We start from the raw sequence: 13,491 nt of genomic DNA, 5'->3' as shown, positions 1-13,491 counted from the left end.
ACCGGACCGCGCACCTCTCTCACGAGGAACACCCCCGGCTGTCGGTCACGGTCCCCGGCCTGCCGCGACGGCCGTCTTCCGCGCGTTCCGTGTCCTCGACGCAGGCCTCGAACACGTTCATGGTTCCGGTTTCGGTGAGCAGACGCCGAACGCCGACACTCAGCGGGCCCCGCAGCACCAGACGGCCCTGCCGGGTGCGCTGCGAGCGCAGCGCCCGCAGCAGAGCGTGCAGGAGCATGGAGTCACCGAACTCCACCCGCGACACGTCGATCTCGAGAATCTCGGGGGCGCCCGCCATCACGTCCGACAAGGCCTCGTCCAGTAGATGCCCGGTGTCCTCGTCACAGTCACCGACCAGGACGATCACCGATCGCTCGGGTTCGAGACGGATGGTGACCTGCAAAGACGCGCGCATGAACTCATTATTTCATCCCGCACGGGTCCCGCTGCCCCTTCCCCGGGTCTGCTCGGCGCGGGGGCAGGGGCGGCGGCATCGGCTACGCGTCGGTCATCAGGCCCGCCCGGAGCTTGTTCACGACGCGGGTGATCAACCGGGAGACGTGCATCTGCGAGTAGCCCAGTTCCTCACCGATCTGCTGTTGGGTCCGCTCCTCGACGAAGCGCAGATGGATGATGGCGCGTTCCCGCTCGTCCAGATCGGCGATCAGCGGAGCCAGGGCGTGGAAGTTCTCGACGAGCTCGAAGCGGTCCTCGTCGACGCCGACGAAGTCGGCCAGCATGGTGTCGGACTCGTCGTCCTTGCCGTTGACCGTCGCGTCCAGGGACACGCTGTTGTAACCGTTGGAGGCCTTCTGCGCCTCGGCGACCTCGGCCGGGTCCAGCTGCATCAGCTCCGCCAGCTCCGCCGTGCTCGGCGCGCGTCCCAGACGGGAGCGCAGCTCCTCGGTGGCCTTGGACAGTTCGATGCGCGCTTCCTGCAGACGGCGTGGGACGTGCACGGCCCAGGACGTGTCGCGGAAGAAGCGCTTGATCTCGCCGGTGATGTAGGGGACGGCGAAAGAGGTGAACTCGACCTCGCGGCTCAGCTCGAACCGGTCGATCGCCTTGATCAGACCGATCGTGCCGACCTGGACGATGTCCTCCATCTCCTGCGGACCGCGGTGCTTGAACCGGGACGCCGCGTACTGCACGAGGGAGAGGTTCATCTCGATCAGGACGTTGCGCACGTACTGGTACTCGTGCGTGCCTTCCTCGAGTTCGGTGAGGCGGTCGAAGAAGTGCCGGCCGACCTGACGCGCGTCCTTCGGCGCGATCGACGACGGGTCCGCGTACGCCCGCTCGACCAAGGCCTCCTCGGCCGGTGTGGCCGTCGTGGGTCCCTGCGCCGTCACGATCTTCATGCGTTCCGCCTCTTGTCGACTGAGCCTGCCTATCGGTCCCCGTCCACCCCGCTTACCCAGGAAGTCGACGTGCATACCTGCAGGTTGTCGTACCGATCTACGGAACCTGAAGGAGCGTGCCGCAGGGCCGGAACCTGCTCGGCGGACCACGGCCGAACTCCCCGCAGGGCACGGCGATGTGCAGATGCGTGAACAAAAGGTGAAGGGGCATGCGGATGCGTGCGACCACCCGCACCCGACCTGGAGAAGCACATGTCTGCCACCACCGCGGCCACCGTTCCCGAGCCGACGCACGGGAGGTCACAGGCCGAGCGGGTTCAGCGCCTGCGACGCCGCATGGAGCGCCTCATCGGCGTCGCCGCCACCGAGGGGAACAGACTCCTGCCCCTGCGCAACGGCGACGAGATCTTCCCCGCCATGCTGACGGCGATCCGCGAGGCCCGGCACACCGTCGACATGATGACGTTCGTCTACTGGCAGGGCGAGATAGCCCGGGAGTTCGCCGAGGCTCTCGCCGAGCGTGCGCGCGCCGGTGTTCGTGTGCGGCTCCTGCTCGACGCGTTCGGCAGCCGCACCATCGAACAGGACCTCCTCGACCTGATGGAGCGCGAGGGCGTCGACATCGCCTGGTTCCGCAAGCCACTGCTGCTGTCCCCGTTCAAACAGAACCACCGCTGCCACCGCAAGGTCCTCGTCGTCGACGAGCTGACGGCGTTCACCGGCGGCGTCGGCATCGCCGAGGAGTGGTGCGGAGACGCCCGTGGCCCGCACGAGTGGCGCGACACCCACGTCCAGGTGCACGGCCCGGCCGTCGACGGAATCTGCGCCGCCTTCGCCCAGAACTGGGCGGAGTGCCACGACGAGCTCTTCGACGAGCGGGACCGTTTCGTCGAGCACGAGCCGAAGGGCGATGCCGTCGTGCAGGTGGTGCGCGGGTCGGCCAGCCTCGGCTGGCAGGACATCCAGACGCTGCTGCGGGTGGCGATCGCGTCCGCCGAGCAGCGACTGCGCCTGGCCACCGCCTACTTCTCACCCGACGACCACTTCGTCGAGCTGCTGTGCGCCGCGGCGGGCCGCGGCGTCGAGGTCGAGCTGCTGGTGCCCGGCCCGTACACCGACAAGAAGATCAGCCGGATCGCCGGACGTCACCACTATCACCGGCTGCTGGAGTGCGGGGTGACCATACGCGAGTACCAGCGGACCATGCTCCACTGCAAGATCGTCACGGTGGACGGCACCGCCGCCCTCATCGGCTCGGCCAACCTCAACCGGCGTTCCCTCGACCACGACGAGGAGGTGATGCTCGCCGTCCTCGACACGGAGTTCACCGCCGCCCTCGACGCGGACTACGACGCCGACGTCTCCCACAGCGTGACGGTGGACCCCGGCCGCTGGGCGAAGCGCCCGCTGTCGTTCCGCGCCGCCGAGACGGCCACCCGGGCCGTGCAGCACTTCCTGTGACAGGGCAGCCTCTCTCGCCGGTCGGTCAGGCCCGGCGCGGGCTCTGCACCGTGGAGTGCGGGCCGTCGCTGCCTAGGTGTATTGACTCGCAGCGTTGTTTACGCGGGTGATCGGTGGGTGGCCGCCGAGCGCGGTGTGGCAGCGGTGGTGGTTGCAGGTGTGCAGGAAGTCTGGCAGGGCGGCGGAGCGAGCCGAGGACCGCCCCTACTTGGCCTGCGGTGCCAGCGTCTGGGTGGTGCAGCCGAGTTCGAGGGCAATGCCGTCCCACATGCGCGCATAGGCGGTCTTGCGCGGCAGGGCCCCGTCATAGCTGGCGAGTTGCACGCACACTCCGTCGAGCAGCGCGTTGATGCGCCAGGCGGATGCTTCTGGGGAAGTGCAGTGGAACGAGCCTTCTTGGTTGCCTTGTTCAATGATGCGCTGGAAGGAGTCGAGCCACCGGTGCAGGTAGCGGATCTGTCCCGATCTGACTTCCGGAACGCGCAGCGCGGCAACCCAGCCCTCCATGAGAGGGATCCAGCGAGTGGTGGGCCGCTCGGCCGTGATCGGGGTGATGGCAGCGCGCATCTTCTCGATGGCGTTGCCGTCGCCTTCGGCGGTGTGGCGCATGGCGACGGCTTCGTCCTCGGCGAGGAAGGTGAAGGTGTCCGTCAGGAGCTTTTCCCTGGTGGGGAAGTGGTAGTAGACGAGGGTGTAGCTGATGCCGAGCTGCTCGGCGACGTGCTTGACGCGCGCCTTGGCGAAGCCGTGTTCGCGCAGTACCTCGATCGTCGCGTGGAGGATCTGTTCGCGGCGTACTTCTACTTTCCTGGTGGGCACAGTCAGCAACCTATACGGGTGGGGGTTCTGAACGCCCTTCAGGGGCGGGAAGCGGTGGTGGGGGTGGCGTCGAGAAGGGCTTGTGTGTAGGGGTGGGCGGGCTCGCTCAGGACGGTGCGGGCGTCGCCTTCCTCGACGATGCAGCCCTTCTGGAGGACGGCGATGGTGTCGGCGTGGCGGGCCGCGGCGGGCAGGTCGTGGGTGATCAGCAGCAGGGCGGTGCCGGTGCTGCGCAGGTCGTCGAAGAGCTGCATGATGCCGGCCCGCATGGAGACGTCGAGCATGGAGACGGGTTCGTCGGCGATGAGGACGGCCGGTTCCAGGACCAGGGCGGCGGCGATGGCGACGCGCTGGCGCTGGCCGCCGGACAGCTGGTGGGGCAGCCGGTCCAGCAGGGCAGTGGGCACGTGAGCGCGTTCGAGGGCGCGGACGATGCGGTCCTCACGCTCGCCGGCGTTGGAGCCGATCTTGTGGATGAGGAGCCCCTCCTCGACGATCCGGCGCACGGTGAAGCGGCTGGGCAGGCTGGCGAAGGGATCCTGGTAGACGGTCTGGATGTGGCGCCGCCGGGCGCGCAGCGCGGCTCCGCCGAGGTGGGTGACGTCCTGGCCGGCGTGCAGGACGGTGCCGCTGTCGCAGGTGAGCATGCGGGCGGCGACGGCGGCCGTGGTGCTCTTGCCCGAGCCGGAGCCGCCGACTAGGTCGTGTCCGCAAAGTCATGGGAGCCAGAGTTGTAGGCAGGCGAGGGTGACCATGGCTTGGTAGTGGCGGGCTCGTTTGTCGTAGCGGGTGGCCAGGGCCTTGTGGTGCTTGAGCTTGTTGAAGCAGCGTTCGACGAGGTTGCGGCGCCGGTAGGCGGCCCGGTTGAGTCTGCATCGGCTCTGGCCTCTGCGGATGCGGCCGTTGATCTGGTCGATTCGTTCCGGGATCGCTGCTTTGATGCCGCGTCCGCGCAGGTAGGCGCGGATCTTGACGGACGAGTAACCCTTGTCTGCGGCCACCCGCTCCGGTCTGGTGCGTGGGCGGCCCGGACCGCATCGGGCGACCCGGATGCGGGCCATCACCGCCTCGAACTGGGTGCAGTCGTTGACGTTCCCAGCGGTCAGGGTGAAGGCCAGGGGCCGGCCGAGTCCGTCGCAGGCAAGGTGGATCTTCGTGGTCAGTCCGCCGCGGGAGCGGCCGATCGCCTCGCCCGGCCAGAGCCCCCTTTTCGTGCCCCGGCCGCATGCTGATGGGCTCGCACCGTCGTGGAGTCGACACACACGATCGACCAGTCGACAGCGCCCACGGCGTCGGAATGCTGCTGGACGTGGGCCAGCAGGCGGTCCCAGGTTCCATCGGCCGACCAGCGGCGGAAGCGTTCGTAGACCGTCTTCCACGGGCCATAGCGTTCCGGCAGGTCCCGCCAGGCCGCCCCGGTCGACAGCTTCCACAGGATTCCGTTGACGACCTGACGTCGGTCCCGCACCGGACGGCCCATCCGGGGCGGAGCCAGTAACGGCTCGATCACCGCCCAGGATTCATCGGTCAGTTCATGACGACGCACCATGAACAGACCAACGAGCCAACGACTTTGCGGACACGACCTAGGGCCAGTGCCTTGCCGTGTTCCAGGCGCAGGCTGACGTGGTCGACCGCGCGGACCGGCTCGGCCGTACGGGAGCGGGGCAGGAGGGTGCGGCGCTGCGGGGCGAAGCTGACACAGACGTCGCGCAGTTCGAGCGGGCAGGGTGCCTCGGCTGGTGTGGGGTTGCTCATCGGGCGGCTTCCTCGGAGGCGTCGAACAGCTGGCGGGTGTAGGGGTGGGCAGGGTCGGTGCGCAGGCGCGCGCTGGGGCCGTGCTCGACGACCTTGCCGTGGCGCATGACGGCGAGGCTTTCGCAGTACTGGCTCACCAGTGGCAGGTCGTGCGAGACGAGGACGAGCCCCAGACCCAACCGGTCGGTGAGGTCGACGAGGAGATCGGCGATCTGCGCCTGGACGATGACGTCGAGGGCTGTCGTGGGCTCGTCGGCGAGCAGCACCTTGGGCTCGCAGGCGAGTGCCATGGCGATGACCGCGCGCTGGCGCATGCCGCCGGACAGTTCGTGGGGGTAGCGGTCCGCAACAGCGGGGGTGAGACCGACCAGGTCCAGAAGATGTTCGGTGTGCGCTCGGGCCGCTTTGCGGTGCGGTTGGGTCTGGTGCAGCAGCATCGGTTCGGCGATCTGCTTGCCGATGGTGCGTACCGGGTTGAAGGCGGCCATGGCTCCCTGGAAGACCATGGCGATGTCCTTCCACCGGTGGGGCCGGATGGAGCGCTCACCCCCCGCCAGAATGTTCGTGCCGTTGAGGAAAACGTGGCCGGCGGCGGTGGCGTTGGCGGGCAGCAGCCCCATGCAGGTGAGGGAGACGGTGGACTTGCCGCTGCCCGATTCGCCGACGAGGCCCAGTCGCTGACCGGCGTGGACGGCCAGGTCGACCCCGTGCAGCACGGTGACCGGCTCTCCGGCCGCCTGCTCGAACCTGACATGGAGGTCTTTGACTTCGAGGACGGGGGTGGGCACCGCCGTGACTTCTGACTCCTGCGGCTGCGTCGAGGTCGGGGTCATCGCTTCTCCTTGAACCGGGCGAGCGGCAGGACGCCGAAGGTGCGCACCGACAGGTGGCCCGCTCCCAGGCGGGGGTTGAGTGCGTCCTCGATGGTCTGGCCGACCATGGAGCAGGCGACGACGGCGAGCGTGATGCACAGGCCGGGCGGGACGATGGCCCACCAGGCTCCGCGCAGGACGGCGCTGGAGGTCGAGGCGGCTTCGATGAGGCCGCCCCAGGTGATGGCGTTGGGGTCGCCCAGGCCGAGGAAGGACACGTAGCTCTCGGCGAAGATCGCCGTGGAGATCATCAGCACCACGTTCGCGGCCAGCAGAGGTGCGATGCCCGGCAGGATGTGGTGGCGCAGGATCCGGCCGTGACTGGCGCCCAGGGACCGCACGCGCTGGATGTGGGGGCGTTCGCGCAGCGACTTGACCTCGGCGCGCACCATGCGGGCCGTGCTGGTCCAGTAGATCGCGGCGATGATGATCACGACGTTGGTGAGGTTCCGGCCGAACAGTGCCGCGGCCACGATCATCAACGGGACATCGGGCAGGGTCAGGAAGTAGTCGGTGATCCGCATGAGGATGCCCTCGGTGCGGCCGCCGACGTAGCCGGAGATCATGCCGACGGCGCCGCCGATCAGGACCGCGACGGCGGCCGCGGTGAGGCCGACGATCAGGGAGACGCGGGCGCCGGCGATGAGCTGGCTGAGCATGTCGACGCCGCCGTCGTCCAGGCCGAGCGGGAAGCGCGCGGAGGGGGCTTCGAACGGGTCCCCCACGGCACTGTTGGTGCCGTGCGGTTCGAGCAGCGGCCCGAAGACGGACACGATCAGCAGAAGGCCGAGCAGGACGAGACCGATGCGCCCGTAGAGGGTGTGCAGCAGGGCGTCACGGACGGGCCGGCGACGGCGCGCAGGCGACGGCGGGGCGATGGTCGTGGGGGCTGGTTCGGTCGGGGCTGGTGCGCTCACGAGGCGGCTCCCACACGCGGGTCGAGCTTGGGGTAGAGGAGGTCGGCGATCAGGTTGGCGACGATCACGGCGGCGGTCAGCAGGAGGAAGGCGCCCTGCAGGGTCGGGTAGTCGCGGCTGCTGATGGCGTCCATGACGGCGAGGCCAATGCCCGGGTAGGAAAAGACGCTCTCGATGACGACGGCGCCGCCCACGATGTAACCGAAGGTCTGAGCGGTGATCGTGACCAGCGGGAGGAGGGCGTTGGGCAGTGCGTGCCGGAAGACCGCGCTCAGTGGGCTGAGTCCTTTGGCCCGGGCAGTCAGCACGTGGTCCTCACCCAGGGCGGACAGCAGGGAGGAGCGGGTGATGAGCGCGAACTGGCCGAACAGGATGATGCCGAGGGTCGCCGAGGGCAGCACCATGTGCTGGACGCGGTCGATCAGGCTGTCGCTCCATGAGGCGGGTTCGAGGACGCCGAGGCTGGGTGAGTGGAGTCCTGCGACCGGCAGGCCGACGGTGAACGCGACGTACATGACGAGCATGAGGCCGAGCCACTGGGCGGGCATCGAGTAGAGGATGAGGCTGGTCAGGGTGAGGCCGCGGTCGGTGAGCGTGTTGTGCCGCCATGCGGCCAGCGAGCCGGCGATGACGCCGAGCAGCAGGGCCGCGATGGTGCCCAGCAGCAGCATGGGCAGGGTGGCCAGCAGCGGTTGGAGCAGCTGTGTGGTGACGGGGCGGTGGGAGGAGACCGACTGGCCGAGGTCGCCGTGGAGCAGGTCGCGCAGGTAGTACAGGTACTGCACGATCAGCGGCCGGTCGAGGCCGAGCTGGTGGCGCAGCAGTTCCCGGAAGGCCGGGGTGCAGCGCTGGCAGCGCAGGGAGGAGACGGCGTCGCCGGGGATCGTGCGGAAGAGGACGAAGTTGAGCGTGGCGGCCACCCACAGCGTGAGAAGGGCCGCGCCGATCCGGCGTATGAGGCGCTGCGGGCTCATGCGCGGCCCCCGGGAAACAGCGTGAGCGGACAACAGGAGTCGGTCATCGCGGATCTCCTTGGTGGTGCTGCACGTTGGCGTAGTAGCAGTCGCAGGCTCCGATGGTGCGGGGGGCGAACCCGCTCCACCCGGGGCGGGCTGCGCTGATGAGAGAGGTGTTGACCAGGAAGATGTACGGGCGCTGGCGAGCGGCGATCTGCTGCAGCCGGTGCACGAGGGCGCGGCGTTGGGCGAGCGAGCCGGCGCGGGCCTGTTCCTGGAAGAGGCGGTCGTAGGCGGGGTCGCTGAACCCGGTGTCGTTGAGGTTGCCGAGCTGGTCGCTGGCCAGGAGCGACAGATTGAACGACGGATCGACGTTCCCGCCCCACGTCCACATGCCGATGTCGGCCTTCTCGTACTTGTAGTCGGGCGCCGACAGGGCGGCGAACGCCTGCGCCGTGTCTCCGGAGGGCAGTTGGGTGACCTTCACTCCGAGTTTCGCCCAGTCGCTCTGCACGATCTTGAACTGGCGATTGACGTCGAAGGTCAGGTCCCCGGGGGTGATGATCTCGTAATTCATGCGGTGTGCCGGCTGCGGATACTTGCCGGTCGTGGCGGGGACGATCCGTGTCCCGTCCTTGTCGCGCCGGTAGCCCAGGGCGTCCAGTGCCCGGTTGGCGGCGGCGACGTCGAACGGTAGCGGCTTGATCTTCGGGTCGCGCCAGGCGTCGCCCGACATGGGCGAGATGAGGTTCGCGTACGGCTGGGCATAGTCGCCGAAGACGACCTTGGCGATGCGCCGCCGGTCCACTCCCCGCTCCAGCGCCTCGCGTACCTGCGGGTCGAGCAGCTCGCGGTTGCGGGGCTTGGCGGGGTTGGAATTGAAGATGATGTCGCTGCGCATCGGTCCGTCAGCTGTGGTCACCCGCATCTTGTCGGCCTTGCGCAGGGCGTCCGCGGTCGTGCTGGGCAGCTGGTTGACGAAGTCGAGATTGCCCGCGATGAGGTCGGAGACCAGGGCTTCGGCGTTCGTGTAGTAGGTCAGGGTCACGGCCTTGAGCGTGGGCCGGGCGCCGTAGTAGCGGGGGTTGGGCCGGTAGACCGTGGTCCCCTTCTCCTCCAGCCGCGTGATGGTGAAGGGCCCCCCGCTGACCATGGGCAGCGAGTCCTGCGGCCGATAGCTCAGCAGGCCCGCCCCGCCCTTGCCGATGTGGTCCTTCCACACCGTGCGCGGCAGGACGAAGAAGCCGGTGAGCAGATCGAGGATGTTGGACGGAGCCTCACGCGTGAACGCCAGCTTCACCGTGTGGGCGTCGACGGCACTCACCTTGTCGACCGGGCCCAACGCGGAAGCGAGGGAGGCAGTGGCACCCTTGGCGAACTTCAGGTCGGTGCGCGCACTCCAGACCACGTCCGGCGCGCCCAGCGCCGACCCGTCGGACCACCGGGCATCGGGGTTCAGGTGCAGGACCAGGCTCCGGCCCCCGTCGGTCTTCGACCAACGGGTCGCCAGCGCCGGGATCACCTTGTTGCCCGGGCCGTACTGCACCAGTCGCGGGTAGGTCATCGAGACGGCGTTGAGCCCCTCGTCGCTGCCCGCGGTGTAGGGGTTGACGGAGTCGATCGGCGACACCGTCCCGATCCGCAGCACCTCTCCCTCCGGAGGCGCGCCCGGGGCGCGGCATCCCACCGCTGCCACCATGAGCATGCTGACGGCCGCGCATCGCGCCTGCCAGCGTGCCGGTTTCCTGAGCTTCATGCGAGCTCCTCGAACAGTTCCAGCCGTGCCGACGCCACCGCGCCGGGCCGAGTGGCCGGAACTCTACGCATGATTGACATGTCTGTCACTAAGTTGCCGCCGCACATGCATGTAACGAAGGGGTTACGCGCGAATGGGCATGTACAGGAGCCGATTCAAACTGATACATCTGTCAGTCGAGCCGCTGACTGGAGACTTCATGCACGTCACCCCCGCCCTCTCGCCGCACTGGCCGCTGCCGCCCGACCTGAGGACGCTGTGCGCCTCCGTCCCGCACGTCACGGCCTTTCCCACCGTCACCGAGATCAACGACCGCCTGGCGGCACTAGCCGAGCGGCACCCGTCCGTGGCGAGCCTGCGCCGCATCGGGACATCCCGGGGCGGCGAGCCGCTGCTGCGTCTGGATATCGACGGCGGTCCCCGTACCGCCCTGGTCGTGGGCGGCCCGCATCCCAACGAACCGATCGGCTCCATCACCGCGCTGCACCTGGCCGAAGCGCTCTGCGCCGACCCGGCTCTGCGCGAACGCCTGGGCCACTCCTGGCACATCATTGGCTGTATCGATCCCGACGGCGCCAAGCTCAACTACTCCTGGTTCGACCGCCCCCACGACCGGCTCGCCTACTTCCGCGGCTTCTACCGCCCTGCCTTCTTCGACCAGATCGAATGGACCTTCCCCCTCGACCACCGGGGGGTGACATTCGAGGCGACCCTGCCCGAGGTGCACGCCTGGATGGAATCGATCGACGAACTCCGGCCCGACCTCATGCCGTCGCTGCACAACAGCGACACCGGCGGCGTCTTCTACTACCTCTCCCGCGACGTCTCCGACCTGGCCCGACGGCTGTCCGCCCTGCCCCCGCTCTTCGGTCTCACCCTCGACGTCGGCGAACCCGAATCACCGGGCGCGCCCCTGTTGGCGCCCGCCGTCTTCGGCCAGTGGGACACCCCAGAAGAGATCGACTGCCTGATCGAGCACGGCAAAGCACCGGACACCTGGAGCGCCGGCGACTCCAGCTTCTCCTACGCCCGGAAGTACGGGACCACCGGACTCATTGCCGAAGTGCCCATGTGGAGCGATGCCACGTTCAGCGACACCAGCCCCAGCACCGTCCCCCTCGACGAGCTCCGCGAACAGGAGCGCGCCACCACCCAGCACACCCTTCAGATCCTGGGAGACGTCTACACCGAGGCGGCCGACTTCATCGACGCAGGCTCACTCTTCGCCCGAGCCTGCCGAGACCGCCTGACATCGAAGCCAAGCCTCATGCCACCCACCACCGGCCGCCTGGCCACGCGGGCCGAGGTGGCATCCCAAGCACAGTCCCGGCACCTGCTGCGCCTGCGCTACGGAAGCATGCTCGTCCGCCTGCTCGCCTCGAACCCCGCACTGCGGCCGCTGCACGCACAGATGACCCGCACCTACCAGCAGTGGGAGCAGGAATCCGTAGCGGACACACCCCCCACCGTGCCCGTGCGCGTCGCCGCAGGAATCCAGCTCGCCGCGATCAGCATCGCCGCGACCTGCTGACCTGCCGCACGCGGCCACCACCCCGCAACCGCAACACGCCCGCGCAGGCCGAAGGGGCGGTTCAGCTGCCTGTCTCCCGGCCGAGCTCGGCCGTCGCGTCCGCGTACTTCAGCAACAGCCGGGCGAATTCGAGCCGCTCCTGTTCCGGCCAGCCGCGGGTGAGGTGGACGAACGCCTGGCGGTGCTGGCTGCGGAAACGATCACGCAGGGCGATGCCCTCGCCGGTCAGCCGCAGAACGGTCCGGCGCGCGTCACGCTGTGAGACGGTCCGCTCCAACAGGCCGGCATCGATGCAGTCCTTGACCATCCTGCTGGCCACCGAGGGGTCGACGGAGAGCTGATAGGCGACCCCTCCTACCGTCATCTCCCCCTCAGCCTCGTCGACGATGTTGATGACCTGATTGCGGGACATGTCCTTGCGGGTCACCGGCGGGTCGACCTGCACCAATGCAGTGCGCCGGCGTATCCGGGCGAACGCAGCGCCGACCGAGTCCAGCAACATGTCGGGCATCTGATCTGCGTGGTCCTTCATCCGCCCAGCATATCCGCAGACTCGTGCCGAATACATAAGCATGCAAGAATGCATGTATATGCTGCACTGCATGTGTGCTGCGCCGCCGTTGCGGATCGCTGCGCAGCGGCACACCACTGATGGGACACACAGCCATGACCACTGCGATCATCAACGCCCGCATCTTCGACGACGAGCAGACGCTTCAGGCGAGCACCGTCGTCTTCGACTCCACGGGGATCCGCGCCCTCGGCGCCGACACCCCCGAGGGCGCCGAAGTGGTCGACGCCGAGGGCGCGACCCTGCTGCCTGGGCTGATCGACGCCCACGTCCACACCAACACCGCCTCGCTCGCGCTCGCGCTACGTTTCGGAGTGACCACCGAACTGGAGATGCAGGGCACCAACACCGCCGACAACCGCGCGCACATCACCGACGACGACTCGCTCGCCGACGTTCGCTCCTCCGGCTTCGGCATCACGCCGCCCGGCGGCCACCCCAGCGAACTGTTCCCGGAGGGATTCCGTCCCGGCCCGCCACCCGGCGCCTCATCTGCGCGGCCGGAGGGCCCCCCGCCGCTCATGCCGTTCTCCACCACCCCTGAGGAAGCGGTGGCGTTCATCCCCCAGCTGATCGAACGCGGCTCGGACTACATCAAGTTCATGGTCGACGACGGGTCCGTAGAGGGCCATCCCGGCCTGCCCATGCTGGACCAGGCCACCTTGAACGCGGGAGTCGCCGAGGCCAAGCGCCACGGCAAGCTCACCGTCGCCCACGCCCTGACCGTCGAGGCGACCGACATGGCCATCGAGGCCGGCGTCGACGGCCTGGCCCACCTGTTCATGGACGGCCCCCACAGCGACGAGATCATCACCCTGATCCGCGACTCCGGCACGTTCGTCGTGCCCTGCGTCGTGCTGAACGCCTCCATGATGGGCATCACCGGCGACCGTCTCGCCGACGACCCCCGCGTGGCGAGCCGCCTCGACGAAGCCTGGATCAAGACGCTCCGTAGCAGCTTCAACCACTACCCACAGGGCCGCATCGACGACGTCCTGGCCTCGGTCCGCGCCCTGCACGAGGCAGGCGTCGACATCCTCGCCGGCACCGACGTCTCCATGCCGATGCCCTTCCTCGGCGGCCTCGCTCACGGCGCCAGCCTCCACCACGAACTGCAATACCTCGTACAGGCCGGCCTCACCCCCGCCCAGGCCCTGCGCGCCGCCACAGCCACAACCGCCCGCCGCTTCAAGCTCGACGACCGCGGCCGCATCGCAGAGGGCCTGCGCGCCGACCTGCTCCTCGTGGACGGCGACCCCACCACCACCATCGACGACACCCTCAACACCCGAGCCGTCTGGCGCCGCGGCACCCGGCTGCCCACAGCCTGATCCAACGACGCCTCAACGCTGCGGGGTCACCCACCCCGACCTCGGGGACGTCGGTACGCGGCCGTGGAGCGAGCGGAGAGACCCCCTCGTCCATCTGGCCACGCCCTCGGACCTCCGATCCGGGTCGTCACCCGCGAGCCCGGACCGTGAGAAAGCCG

The 13,491-nt window shown here is 68.7% G+C and carries 13 protein-coding genes and 2 pseudogenes; 3 read left to right on the top strand and 12 right to left on the bottom strand.

Translation table 11 applies throughout. From position 1 onward, the window contains the following. Window positions 1-19: 19 nt before the first annotated feature. Together ACVHNB_RS15725 and ACVHNB_RS15720 are read right to left on the bottom strand one after the other, a co-directional pair. A complete protein-coding gene (locus ACVHNB_RS15725) occupies window positions 20-415 on the bottom strand; it encodes an STAS domain-containing protein (protein WP_456228382.1) in 396 nt (131 codons plus the stop codon). 82 nt (window positions 416-497) lie between these two features. Continuing rightward, window positions 498-1,361 carry a SigB/SigF/SigG family RNA polymerase sigma factor gene (locus ACVHNB_RS15720; protein ID WP_428950541.1) on the bottom strand — a complete coding sequence of 288 codons (864 nt, stop codon included), beginning with the start codon at window positions 1,359-1,361 and terminating at the stop codon, window positions 498-500. A 252-nt stretch (window positions 1,362-1,613) separates the two neighbouring features. Here ACVHNB_RS15720 and ACVHNB_RS15715 point away from each other — a divergent pair, with 252 nt between their 5' ends. Beyond that, on the top strand, window positions 1,614-2,822 hold the full coding sequence (locus tag ACVHNB_RS15715) for a phospholipase D-like domain-containing protein (protein ID WP_428950542.1): 1,209 nt from the start codon (window positions 1,614-1,616) through the stop codon (window positions 2,820-2,822). Between the two features lie 72 nt (window positions 2,823-2,894). On the opposite strand, the pseudogene ACVHNB_RS15710 reads toward ACVHNB_RS15715, so the two are convergent. The 9 genes and pseudogenes from ACVHNB_RS15710 to ACVHNB_RS15670 form a co-directional block, all read right to left on the bottom strand. After that, a pseudogene (locus ACVHNB_RS15710) lies at window positions 2,895-3,020 on the bottom strand (IS481 family transposase); the annotation flags it as partial. Between the two features lie 6 nt (window positions 3,021-3,026). Further along, window positions 3,027-3,641, bottom strand: coding sequence for a TetR/AcrR family transcriptional regulator (locus ACVHNB_RS15705; protein ID WP_428950543.1), 615 nt, complete (start codon window positions 3,639-3,641; stop codon window positions 3,027-3,029). 38 nt (window positions 3,642-3,679) lie between these two features. After that, the gene (locus ACVHNB_RS15700; RefSeq protein ID WP_456228381.1) at window positions 3,680-4,288 is read right to left on the bottom strand and encodes an ABC transporter ATP-binding protein; all 609 of its coding nucleotides are present in this window, start codon (window positions 4,286-4,288) and stop codon (window positions 3,680-3,682) included. Between the two features lie 69 nt (window positions 4,289-4,357). Further along, a pseudogene (locus ACVHNB_RS15695) lies at window positions 4,358-5,121 on the bottom strand (IS5 family transposase). Window positions 5,122-5,168: 47 nt separating this feature from the next. After that, on the bottom strand, window positions 5,169-5,399 hold the full coding sequence (locus tag ACVHNB_RS15690) for a hypothetical protein (protein ID WP_456228380.1): 231 nt from the start codon (window positions 5,397-5,399) through the stop codon (window positions 5,169-5,171). After that, a complete protein-coding gene (locus ACVHNB_RS15685) occupies window positions 5,396-6,232 on the bottom strand; it encodes an ABC transporter ATP-binding protein (RefSeq protein ID WP_428950545.1) in 837 nt (278 codons plus the stop codon). Before ACVHNB_RS15685 ends, ACVHNB_RS15690 begins: the two co-directional genes overlap by 4 nt. After that, a complete protein-coding gene (locus ACVHNB_RS15680; protein ID WP_456228379.1) occupies window positions 6,229-7,188 on the bottom strand; it encodes an ABC transporter permease in 960 nt (319 codons plus the stop codon). Before ACVHNB_RS15680 ends, ACVHNB_RS15685 begins: the two co-directional genes overlap by 4 nt. Further along, complete coding sequence (locus ACVHNB_RS15675) at window positions 7,185-8,162, bottom strand: ABC transporter permease (RefSeq protein WP_456228378.1); 978 nt, start codon at window positions 8,160-8,162, stop codon at window positions 7,185-7,187. The genes ACVHNB_RS15680 and ACVHNB_RS15675 overlap by 4 nt, the downstream gene beginning before the upstream one ends. 43 nt (window positions 8,163-8,205) lie before the next feature. After that, entirely contained in the window at window positions 8,206-9,900 is a 1,695-nt protein-coding gene (locus ACVHNB_RS15670; protein ID WP_456228377.1) for an ABC transporter substrate-binding protein, read from the bottom strand. Window positions 9,901-10,099: 199 nt separating this feature from the next. Here ACVHNB_RS15670 and ACVHNB_RS15665 point away from each other — a divergent pair, with 199 nt between their 5' ends. After that, window positions 10,100-11,431, top strand: coding sequence for a M14 family zinc carboxypeptidase (locus ACVHNB_RS15665; protein ID WP_456228376.1), 1,332 nt, complete (start codon window positions 10,100-10,102; stop codon window positions 11,429-11,431). A 61-nt stretch (window positions 11,432-11,492) separates the two neighbouring features. Here ACVHNB_RS15665 and ACVHNB_RS15660 read toward each other — a convergent pair whose 3' ends face one another. Then, a complete protein-coding gene (locus tag ACVHNB_RS15660) occupies window positions 11,493-11,963 on the bottom strand; it encodes a MarR family winged helix-turn-helix transcriptional regulator (RefSeq protein ID WP_456228375.1) in 471 nt (156 codons plus the stop codon). A 134-nt stretch (window positions 11,964-12,097) separates the two neighbouring features. On the opposite strand from ACVHNB_RS15660, the gene ACVHNB_RS15655 reads away from it, so the two are divergent. Beyond that, the gene (locus ACVHNB_RS15655; protein WP_456228374.1) at window positions 12,098-13,333 is read left to right on the top strand and encodes an amidohydrolase family protein; all 1,236 of its coding nucleotides are present in this window, start codon (window positions 12,098-12,100) and stop codon (window positions 13,331-13,333) included. The last annotated feature ends 158 nt before the right edge of the window (window positions 13,334-13,491 follow it).

The sequence above is a fragment of the Streptomyces sp. YJ-C3 genome, from assembly GCF_053891275.1.
The sequence above is the reverse complement of the archived record's forward strand: the minus strand, read 5'-3'. Positions and strand labels throughout refer to the sequence as shown.

Coding starts and splice junctions, on each gene's coding strand:
- ACVHNB_RS15700 (WP_456228381.1), bottom strand. CDS start 4,288: ATGCTCACCTGCGACAGCGGCACCGTCCTGCACGCCGGCCAGGACGTC.
- ACVHNB_RS15655 (WP_456228374.1), top strand. CDS start 12,098: ATGACCACTGCGATCATCAACGCCCGCATCTTCGACGACGAGCAGACG.
- ACVHNB_RS15690 (WP_456228380.1), bottom strand. CDS start 5,399: ATGAGCAACCCCACACCAGCCGAGGCACCCTGCCCGCTCGAACTGCGC.
- ACVHNB_RS15725 (WP_456228382.1), bottom strand. CDS start 415: ATGCGCGCGTCTTTGCAGGTCACCATCCGTCTCGAACCCGAGCGATCG.
- ACVHNB_RS15720 (WP_428950541.1), bottom strand. CDS start 1,361: ATGAAGATCGTGACGGCGCAGGGACCCACGACGGCCACACCGGCCGAG.
- ACVHNB_RS15715 (WP_428950542.1), top strand. CDS start 1,614: ATGTCTGCCACCACCGCGGCCACCGTTCCCGAGCCGACGCACGGGAGG.
- ACVHNB_RS15670 (WP_456228377.1), bottom strand. CDS start 9,900: ATGAAGCTCAGGAAACCGGCACGCTGGCAGGCGCGATGCGCGGCCGTC.
- ACVHNB_RS15685 (WP_428950545.1), bottom strand. CDS start 6,232: ATGACCCCGACCTCGACGCAGCCGCAGGAGTCAGAAGTCACGGCGGTG.
- ACVHNB_RS15675 (WP_456228378.1), bottom strand. CDS start 8,162: ATGAGCCCGCAGCGCCTCATACGCCGGATCGGCGCGGCCCTTCTCACG.
- ACVHNB_RS15660 (WP_456228375.1), bottom strand. CDS start 11,963: ATGAAGGACCACGCAGATCAGATGCCCGACATGTTGCTGGACTCGGTC.
- ACVHNB_RS15665 (WP_456228376.1), top strand. CDS start 10,100: ATGCACGTCACCCCCGCCCTCTCGCCGCACTGGCCGCTGCCGCCCGAC.